At 24.9% G+C, this 9029-nt stretch carries 10 protein-coding genes and 1 pseudogene; 3 read left to right on the top strand and 8 right to left on the bottom strand.

What is annotated here, in order from left to right; all coding sequences use genetic code 11:
- Positions 1 to 420: tetratricopeptide repeat protein (locus BUA21_RS14820; RefSeq protein ID WP_200796575.1), on the top strand; the 420-nt coding region annotated here is incomplete at its 5' end.
- A 59-nt stretch (positions 421 to 479) separates the two neighbouring features.
- Here BUA21_RS14820 and BUA21_RS14265 read toward each other — a convergent pair.
- The 4 genes from BUA21_RS14265 to BUA21_RS14280 all read right to left on the bottom strand — a co-directional run bounded on the left by BUA21_RS14265 (position 480) and on the right by BUA21_RS14280 (position 5104).
- Positions 480 to 1748, bottom strand: coding sequence for an MFS transporter (locus BUA21_RS14265; RefSeq protein WP_072745494.1), 1269 nt, complete (start codon positions 1746 to 1748; stop codon positions 480 to 482).
- Between the two features lie 107 nt (positions 1749 to 1855).
- Positions 1856 to 3385, bottom strand: coding sequence for an AMP-binding protein (locus BUA21_RS14270; RefSeq protein WP_072745495.1), 1530 nt, complete (start codon positions 3383 to 3385; stop codon positions 1856 to 1858).
- Between the two features lie 27 nt (positions 3386 to 3412).
- Positions 3413 to 3652 carry an acyl carrier protein gene (locus BUA21_RS14275; RefSeq protein ID WP_072745496.1) on the bottom strand — a complete coding sequence of 80 codons (240 nt, stop codon included), beginning with the start codon at positions 3650 to 3652 and terminating at the stop codon, positions 3413 to 3415.
- A gap of 129 nt (positions 3653 to 3781) precedes the next feature.
- Entirely contained in the window at positions 3782 to 5104 is a 1323-nt protein-coding gene (locus BUA21_RS14280; RefSeq protein WP_072745497.1) for a radical SAM/SPASM domain-containing protein, read from the bottom strand.
- A gap of 398 nt (positions 5105 to 5502) precedes the next feature.
- Between BUA21_RS14280 and BUA21_RS14285 the strand changes: the two genes are divergently transcribed.
- A complete protein-coding gene (locus BUA21_RS14285; RefSeq protein WP_072745498.1) occupies positions 5503 to 5979 on the top strand; it encodes a transposase in 477 nt (158 codons plus the stop codon).
- Positions 5980 to 6079: 100 nt separating this feature from the next.
- Here the strand turns inward: BUA21_RS14285 and BUA21_RS15265 are convergent, their stop codons facing one another.
- The 4 genes and pseudogenes from BUA21_RS15265 to BUA21_RS14300 form a co-directional block, all read right to left on the bottom strand.
- Positions 6080 to 6205, bottom strand: coding sequence for a hypothetical protein (locus BUA21_RS15265; RefSeq protein WP_268801926.1), 126 nt, complete (start codon positions 6203 to 6205; stop codon positions 6080 to 6082).
- A gap of 151 nt (positions 6206 to 6356) precedes the next feature.
- The gene (locus BUA21_RS14290; protein ID WP_072745499.1) at positions 6357 to 7379 is read right to left on the bottom strand and encodes a BtrH N-terminal domain-containing protein; all 1023 of its coding nucleotides are present in this window, start codon (positions 7377 to 7379) and stop codon (positions 6357 to 6359) included.
- 67 nt (positions 7380 to 7446) lie between these two features.
- A complete protein-coding gene (locus BUA21_RS15355; protein WP_084604324.1) occupies positions 7447 to 7782 on the bottom strand; it encodes an integrase core domain-containing protein in 336 nt (111 codons plus the stop codon).
- Between the two features lie 238 nt (positions 7783 to 8020).
- A pseudogene (locus BUA21_RS14300) lies at positions 8021 to 8269 on the bottom strand (hypothetical protein); the annotation flags it as partial.
- 387 nt (positions 8270 to 8656) lie between these two features.
- Here BUA21_RS14300 and BUA21_RS14305 point away from each other — a divergent pair.
- On the top strand, positions 8657 to 9029 hold a 373-nt coding region (locus BUA21_RS14305; protein WP_143147182.1), incomplete at its 3' end, for a helix-turn-helix domain-containing protein.

Consider the following 9029-nt stretch of genomic DNA (forward strand, 5'->3'; position numbering starts at 1 on the left):
CTTATGAATATAGCTTTTGTATTAAACGGATTAGGACATAAAGACAAATATCAAGAAATAATGGAATTTTGTATAAGCTCAGTAGATTCTAATGATGAAATGTATCCTAAACTGTGTCACAACTTAGCTGGAGTTTACAGAAGAAATAAAAACTTTGAAAAAGCATTGAAGTTTTCTAATATGGGAATTGATGCTTGTCAAGAAATAGGAGATTTTAATGGATTAAGTATTCTATACTATGGGAAAGGAATTGCTCAATATAAATTGAATAAAATAGAATATAAGAAATCGCTTGAAACATCCATAGTTTTATGTGAAGCATTTGGACAAAAAGAGTTAAAAGATAAAATTATAAGTAACTGTAGAGAAATTTTTCTTCTTCCTTCATTTGAGATAACCTCTCTTATTAGTGATATTTAAGGGTATTATCTCATAGAAAACATTTCTAGTGGATTTGATGCTTATCTTCCAACCATTTGTTAATTTTTAATTTTTTGTTTATCATTTGAAATTAAAAAATACTTACTTGATAATAAAACAGTTACAAATATAATACATGAAGATATTCCTATTGTTATCGCAGGGCTAGTAGCATCAAACATAAATCCAAAGAACATCTCACCTGCAGGAACAGCTATAGTACATACCATCATAATCACTGATTGTATTCTTCCAAGCATATCTAATGAAATTGTTTCTTGGATTATTGTGCCAGCCGCTATATTGCATAAAGTAGCTGTCATCATCATTAAAAAACATATAATTAATATCGTAATAAAAGGTACTATAGTATTTGAAAAAATATTTAAATAAATTTTTGATATAGAAAAAGATATCAAAAACATACATAGTGATATTATTAAACCACTTCTAATTAGAAGTTTGTTTATTGTGTATTTTTTGCACAATTTAGATGAGATTAAAGAAGCAGTTATTCCAGATAAAATTATTGCTATACGTAGAACAGAGTACTGTATTCCATTCCCATCCAAGACTTTTATCGATATATATGGTAAACCGATTTTAAAGATTGGATTAAAAGCAAAGTTTATGAAAATCATTATAATCAAAATATTAAATATTAATTTTTCATTTTTAATGCAAGTGATGCCTTCTTTAAAATCGGAAAAGAACATTTTTAAGTTTAATTTATCATTTTTTAGATTGTTTTTAGGTATGTTTATAAAAATTTCACTAATAGCAGATAATATAAAACTGATAGAATTTATTATAAATATAACACCTATTCCTAAATTATCATATAAAATTGCACCAAGAGCTAATGCTAATATATTTGAAAGGCTTGAAAATAATGTGTCTATTGAATTTGCATCAACTAATGATTCTTTCTCTACTATTGAAGGAATTACAGTTTGAATTGCAGGTTCAAAAATAATATTAGTTATTGTAATTGAAATAACTAATATGTATATACTCAATAAGCTTAAATGTCCATTTATAAAAAATAACAGAGCATAAATCCCCATTAAAATGCCATTTATTAAATCAGTTCCTACAATAATTTTCTTCCTATTAAATCTATCTGCGATGACCCCTGAAAATGGACCTAAAATAAGTTTAGGGAATATTGTTATAGCTGTTACTGAAGCAAATTTAACAGTTGAATGTGTTATTGCAAGTACATATAATGATAATGCAAAATTTTGCATTATTGTTCCTATAAGCGACACTGTCTCCCCCATTATGAGAAGAAAAAAGTCTTTTTGTTTCAGTAATTTTATATTCATGTAAATCCCTCATTTTTTATAATATTTAATCTACAACAGTGTTTGAGTATATTAGAAATTAATATTATTATAATTAATTGTAATATGTTCATGAAAATGTTATATACTTAAATTAATTTAAACTTATAAGATTCAAACAACTGTTTTTTATCTATTTTACCCATAACATTTTTAGGTATGTCATCTACAAATATAACCTTTTGTGGACATTTATAGTTTGAAAGTCTTTTAAAGCAATACATTAAGATATCATTTTCATTTGTTATATTTTTTTTAAGTACTTTTACAAATGCTATAGGAATTTGTCCATATTTATTATTTGCTACACCAATAACAGCACTTTCTAGAACATTGCTATGTGAATTTATGCAATCCTCAATTTCTTCAGGATATACATTCATTTCTCCAACTAAGATTAAATCTTTCTTTCTTCCAACAATAAATATATATCCATCGCCATCAATTTTACCTAAATCTCCTGTATGATACCAATTATCTTTTATAGCTTCTAAAGTAGATTCTTGATCATTTAAATATCCCATCATTACATTAGGACCTTTTATACATATTTCTCCTACCTTGCCTATGGGTAATTTTTGATCTTTTTCATCCACAATTTTAATTTTAACATCTCTAAGAGGTAATCCCACTGAACCCATCTTAGGATGATTAGGAGGATTAATATACGATACTGGTGATGTTTCTGTAGGACCATTGCCTTCTATAATATTTAAGTTATATCTTTTTTTATATTCAAAATTAATTTGTTTATTAAGGGGTCCACCACCTGAAATTATTAGCCTCAAAGAATTAAAATCACATTTAATATTTTTGTTATCAATATAATTTAATAAAAAATTTAAAATTGAAGGCACAGCACTTAATATGGTTGCCCTTTTATTTTTAATCTCGGATACCATAGCTTCAGGATTAAATTTAGAAATTAAAATAATAGACCCGCCAGAATATATAGGAGTTAATATTGTACTCATAATTCCAAAGGAATGAAAAAATGGTAATATAGCAATATGTTTATCACTATCATTAAATTTTACTCTTTCAACACACCTTGAACAATCAAAAATGAGATTTGAATGAGATAATAATACACCTTTAGGTTTTCTAGTTGTTCCGGATGTATATATGCATTGAGCAATTTCATTACTTTTAAAATTAAAATCTAAATTATAATTGTGAATGGAATTTTGCATTAATTCATTTATATTAGTATATTTATTTGAAAAAAATTTTTCAGTTATTATAGTTAATTTAATTGAAGGATTGGCTTTTAGTAACTCTTCCATCAAATTGATTTTATTCTCATTTATTATGATAATTCTTGCATTTGAATTATTAAGTATATAATTAATTTCTTGCTTTTTGCACATGGGATTAATGGGAATAATTATTCCACCTATCCTTGATATAGCAAAATACATTTTAATAAAATTTAGATTGTTTTCTAGCATAATACAAATTATATCTCCAATTTTAACATTTAATTTAAGTAAATTATTTGAAATTTTATTTACATCATTTTCTAAATTTTCATAACTTATTTCTTTATCTTCATCATAAATTGCTACTTTATGTGGATATTTTTTAGATGCTTCAGTTAATATTTTAGAAATATTCATTTAAATTCCCCTTTCCACAATTTATGCTTATTGACTTTGCGATTTGCATTTTTTAACAACTGCAATTACATCTTCTATAGTTTTAACATTATCTATATCTCTAAAATCTATATCAATATTAAACTCATTTTCTATTTCAATAAACATAATTATTATTGAAAATGAGTCTAAATATAAATCTTCTTGAAGTTTAGTATCTATAGTTATGGGAATATTTAAAGAGCATGTGTTTTTCAACACCTTATCAATTTTATTTATATAGTCCATTCTATTTTCTCCTTTATTTTACCAAACACACATAAATACATATTTTAAATTATTAAAATTGATTTTAAAACTTAAAAATATTACTCAATTCATATAAAATTAATGTAATTAGGCTATCTTTATATGAATTTACTTACTTAAATTAACTATTTCCGCAATTATTCTTTCAATCATTGTTTTACCAATTATGCAATTTACATCAATAGGTTTTGAAATATCTTTATTTGCAAGATAATATCCCCCAACACATCCAGCACAAGTATCTGTACATAAATTTTTTGCCCAACATTTATTGCAATTATTATTTTTATAAATTCTATTTTCAATAAATAATAATTGTATATTTTGATATTTGTCTGTGTCTGTCTTAAGAACATTATCCATTATGAAATCTTTATTTTTTAGAAACATAAAACAAGGATATACATCTCCATTAACATCTATTGTTAAATCTGTTATACCTGCTACACAATGATAACCTGTTACTTTTTTGTTTTTAATAGCATTTACAGTGCTTGAAATTTTTTCTATATTAAAGCCCTCATTATCCGATTTAAAAGCTTGTTTTAAATATTTATCAAAAAAGTTTCTTATATCTTCTACATTACTTTTACTTATTGAACAATGAGTTCCTCCAGAATCTATAGTTGGAACTACATGTATCATGTCAACACCCATTGAATTTATTTCATCTAATCCAGGTATAGTTTGATTATTTTTGACAAAATAATCAATATGATTCGTATCTACTGTCATTTCAATAAATAAATTAAATTTTCTTTTCTCATTTAAAATATGAATGTTTTTTATAACAGTATCATAAACACTCTGATTGCTATTTTTAAATATTCTATTTGTATCATTAAGCTCCTTATTTCCATCTAAACTTATAGTAATAGAAGTAAAGTATTTATTAAATATTTCAATACATTCATCGTCAATTAAAGTAGCATTTGTTACTAACGTAAAAGATGGTTTTTCAATATTCTTATTTTCAAAATACTTACTTATATTTTCACATGATTTTTTTAATAATTTTTTATTAAGTAAAGGTTCACCGCCAAAAAATTGTATTGACTCAATACCTTCAGGAAACTTATTTAAAACATAATTTATTGATGGCTCAATAATATCTTCTTTCATAAACTCATCTTTTATAGAACCATAATTTCCTCCTTCAGCATAACAATATTTACAATTTAAATTACATGATCTTGCTAGAATTAAAACAAGTCTTTTACATTTATCCATGTTTATGTTCGTATCTAATAATTCCTTGCCTTTATTTTCTAGATTGTTTTGTGTCAACTTACTTAAAATTTCATCTAATTCTAAATTAGTAATATTGTCTAATTTTCTACCTAGTTCTTCTTTTAACGGAAATATATTTAAAGTATCTCCATCAAATAATATATAATCATCGTCCAATTTAAAATAATGAAAATTATTCATAATATTTACTCTCCTTTTATAAATTTGAAAATTTCAATTATTAAATCAAAACAAAAATTAATATTTTTAACTAACAGTAATGATTGATAAAAATTAATTTACTTGATACCTTTTGTTTTTAGTATTATAAGCTTAGGCTTTTTAATCTATCTCACAATTTATATCATGAAAATTTAGTTTAAACTATAGATAAACAATGCGAATAATTAAAGAGTTAAATGTATTTCATTTTCTCATATAAACGAGGACAATATATGCCTACAAAAGGCGAGCCAGAGCTTCAAGAAGCTTCTAAAAAAAGCTGTTAGTTTACTAGACATTATTGAAAGCACTTCGTATACAGTATTATATATTCAAGATAAAACCAAAATCAAAGTAGGATCCAATAACTATCGCAGTTGGAGTTCCATAGGAAACCCCCTGCAATAGAAAGAAATGGTAGCCGTAAAAGCGTTAATATCATCAGTGCTGCTGAGATTAGTAAAAACTTTGATTCAATTGTAAATGTGTACTCCTCCGATGAGAGAATTACTTCTAACGAAATTATTAAATTTTTTAAAAAACTACTAAACATAAACAAGAATAAAAGAGTGTTCATGATTTGGGATAATGCTAGAGTTCACGCTTCAAAAGCTGTTCAAGAATTTATTAGCCAGCATGAGGAGAAATTATTTATTTTAAATCTTCTATCTTATTCACCAATGTTGAATTTACAAGAAAATATATGGAATAAATTAAAATCCTATTTCTATGAATATAAAGCAAAAACCACAATTGATAAAATTAAAGATTTCATTTCAGATTATTTTAATTATGCCAACTCTAATAAAGCTGAAACTAAATCTCTTGTTAATGCTAGATCTTATTATAAATAGTTTGATTTTTAAACTTGTTTATCTATATTAATATAATAAGTAAAATTAGCTTGTTACCACCTTTATTAATCTTTAAGGATTGCTGCTTGTATTATAAATACTAGCAGTCACAGCCGCAACCAGAACCGCTTGCACCTGCTGGGCCTCGTAATAAATCTATATTATCTATATCTATAGGATTATCTTTAATTGCATTTTGTAATTCTTCGATTAATTCTCCTTTCATTACTTACACCCCCCATATTTAAAATATTAAATTAATATGAAAATTTTATTTTTTATTTAAACTTAGTAATAACAAGCTAATTTTCACTTTTCCTAATTTAAAATCACAAATATTTAACAATATAAATATCTATAAATATATTTTTAATAATTCATTTGGTATTATCTTTTAAGTATTCATATACTTGTTTTTCCATTTCATATATCTTTATTATTTGAGCGGATACTAATAAAGCTTTATTTTCTATATCATTTTCTGCAATACTGACTTCTGATAATTTCTCCCATTCATCAGCAATTTCATCCATTTGTATAAATGCATTTCTTAAAAATTCATATCCATACAATTCAGTACATTCCTTCAAAAACTTTGCATATATTCTTCTGCTTAATGTACCAGTATATTCAAATTCTTTAATACATTTATATATAAAGAAAAACTCTATTTTCATAATATCTTTTATATTTTTATCATAATTAATACATTTGCCTATTTCATTTGAAAATTTCATTAATGCATTTATTCCCAAAGATTCACTAAACAACATTTTCTTTGATAAATTATTTATAGAATCTTTTATAATACTATATTTTAAATTTTCTATTCGTTTATTCGTAACATTTTGGCAATCAAATTCATACCATTTATTAGATTTTAAAATTCCACAAGTTGAATCTCTTGCAATACGTAATTTTTTATCTGGATACCATATCAATTCTTTTTTTAATCCATCAATAATTCCCCAATATAAAATTTTATTTTCAATTTTATACCCTATTATAATTACTGAATGAAATCCAAAGTGTGCCTTCGTTATATCAAGATACTCTAGATAATATCTATCTAAATCTACCATTACTAAATCATTTTTATTTATACAGTTAATTATATCTTCATTATCTATTTTACTATTATAATGAATTATTCTTTTAACATTAAATTTATTAAATAACCTATTTTCCATATTAAAATCAAATCCATTTATTATGATTGTAGGAAATTTACTGCTTGTATCTAACCAGTACTCAAAAGTTAAAGCTTCACCTAAACCAAAACACATTTCTTCACTTAATTTTATTCCATTATATTGGAATATATCAGCAATAGAATTTAATCTACATTGAGTTGTTATATCTGGTTTATGAGTAAATTTACTTATTATTTTTATCTTCATCCCCTCCAATCTTTTGCATATAATGGACTTATGTTAGTAAAATAGATATATCTTTTCGAATGATTTTTTATGATCCTCTCTTAGTATTATCTTCCCACTCTTGGGGGCTAATATAGCCCAAAGAGCTGTGTATTCTTTCTCTGTTGTACCATGATTCAATGTATTCAAATATTGAAAGTCTTGTAGCATCAAAATCGAAATATTTAACTAAATTAACCTCTTCCGTTTTTAATACAGAATGGAAGGATTCGATACAAACATTATCATAAGAATTGCCCTTACCACTAAAGGAATGGGTTATTCTAAGCTTTTTAATACATTCTTCAAATTCACAACTTGTACATTGACTTTCTAAATCACTATGAGATATTAAGTTTTCATTAGATTTATGAAATTTATAAATATTTTTTTACTGCTTTAATAGTTAATTTAGTATACATATTCTTAGACATGGAGACCTCTAATTACCTTTCTGCTGTTAAGATCCATATCAGAAACTAGATACACCAACCATCTTTAATGTCATGAATATAGATAATATCAGTTACCCATTTTGGTTAATGTCAGTATTAGAGAAATCTCTATTTATTATATTTTCTCTACTTTCTACCCTGCTTTTTAAAGCAAAAGATTTAAACTTCTTAAATACTATGTAAATATGACCATTGCTTTTTTAGTATTTCATTTTTCCCTTCTACTCTAGCTATTTTTTTTAATAAAACCTCATAATCAGCCTGAGTAATTACTTCATTTTTATTGATTGCTATAGAATCAGCTTTTTTTACCCATATTAATATTGTGAATTTAGGTAAGCCATATTCGTCGCTAACATTTTTTAGGAATTTACTAGCATTATAAAGTTCTACAGCCATACTCTTATGTTCTTCTGTATATCTCTTTTTACCACTTTAGACACTCCTTTCTTAACTACATTTTATAGCGTTCGGAAAATCGTGCCTAAAATATTATATTAACATAATTAATTAAAAATAAATCTGATATTCTATACTATAATAGATCTCCTTCAATGTAACTATTCCATTCAATTTCTCCATCATCCTGAACCATATACTTAACAGGTTGTCCACGGTTTAACACAACCCCTAATGTCATTGTAAATAACACTATCAGTACTAACAGTTCCTTCTTCATTTTCCAATGCCGTCCTACTTGTTCTATTATTTATAATATTATATAATAAATGTACATAAATCAACCTACTTTAAAGTAGATTTTTGGGTTGCATTATTTACATATATTTTACAGGAAGTGGTTTTATGGATTTAAATCTTATTTCTTTCGGTGAAGCATTGCGAAACATAAGGGGTGAATTAGCTCTTACTTTGGATGATGTTTCAGAATTGTCTGGCATAAATTCCGAAACTATTAGAAGAATTGAACTTGGCAAAGTCATACCAAAATTTGAAACTCTAGAATTATTATCCCTTGCATATAAGCAAGATTTAAATGCTATGTTTCTAAAATATAGAAAAGATGATTGTTCTTATTTTTATGAAATTAAAAATAGATTAGAAAGAAAATTTGATGGGGATGAATTTGATACATTATATATTGAACTTGAAGAATTAAATAATTGTATCAAACATATCAAAAGTCCATTTTATAAAAAACTTATAGAACAGTTAATTT

The organism is Sporanaerobacter acetigenes DSM 13106 (assembly GCF_900130025.1).
GTDB classification, from domain to species: domain Bacteria; phylum Bacillota; class Clostridia; order Tissierellales; family Sporanaerobacteraceae; genus Sporanaerobacter; species Sporanaerobacter acetigenes.

Coding starts and splice junctions, on each gene's coding strand:
- BUA21_RS14265 (WP_072745494.1), bottom strand. CDS start 1,748: ATGAATATAAAATTACTGAAACAAAAAGACTTTTTTCTTCTCATAATG.
- BUA21_RS14270 (WP_072745495.1), bottom strand. CDS start 3,385: ATGAATATTTCTAAAATATTAACTGAAGCATCTAAAAAATATCCACAT.
- BUA21_RS14275 (WP_072745496.1), bottom strand. CDS start 3,652: ATGGACTATATAAATAAAATTGATAAGGTGTTGAAAAACACATGCTCT.
- BUA21_RS14280 (WP_072745497.1), bottom strand. CDS start 5,104: ATGAATAATTTTCATTATTTTAAATTGGACGATGATTATATATTATTT.
- BUA21_RS15265 (WP_268801926.1), bottom strand. CDS start 6,205: ATGAAAGGAGAATTAATCGAAGAATTACAAAATGCAATTAAAGATAAT.
- BUA21_RS14290 (WP_072745499.1), bottom strand. CDS start 7,379: ATGAAGATAAAAATAATAAGTAAATTTACTCATAAACCAGATATAACA.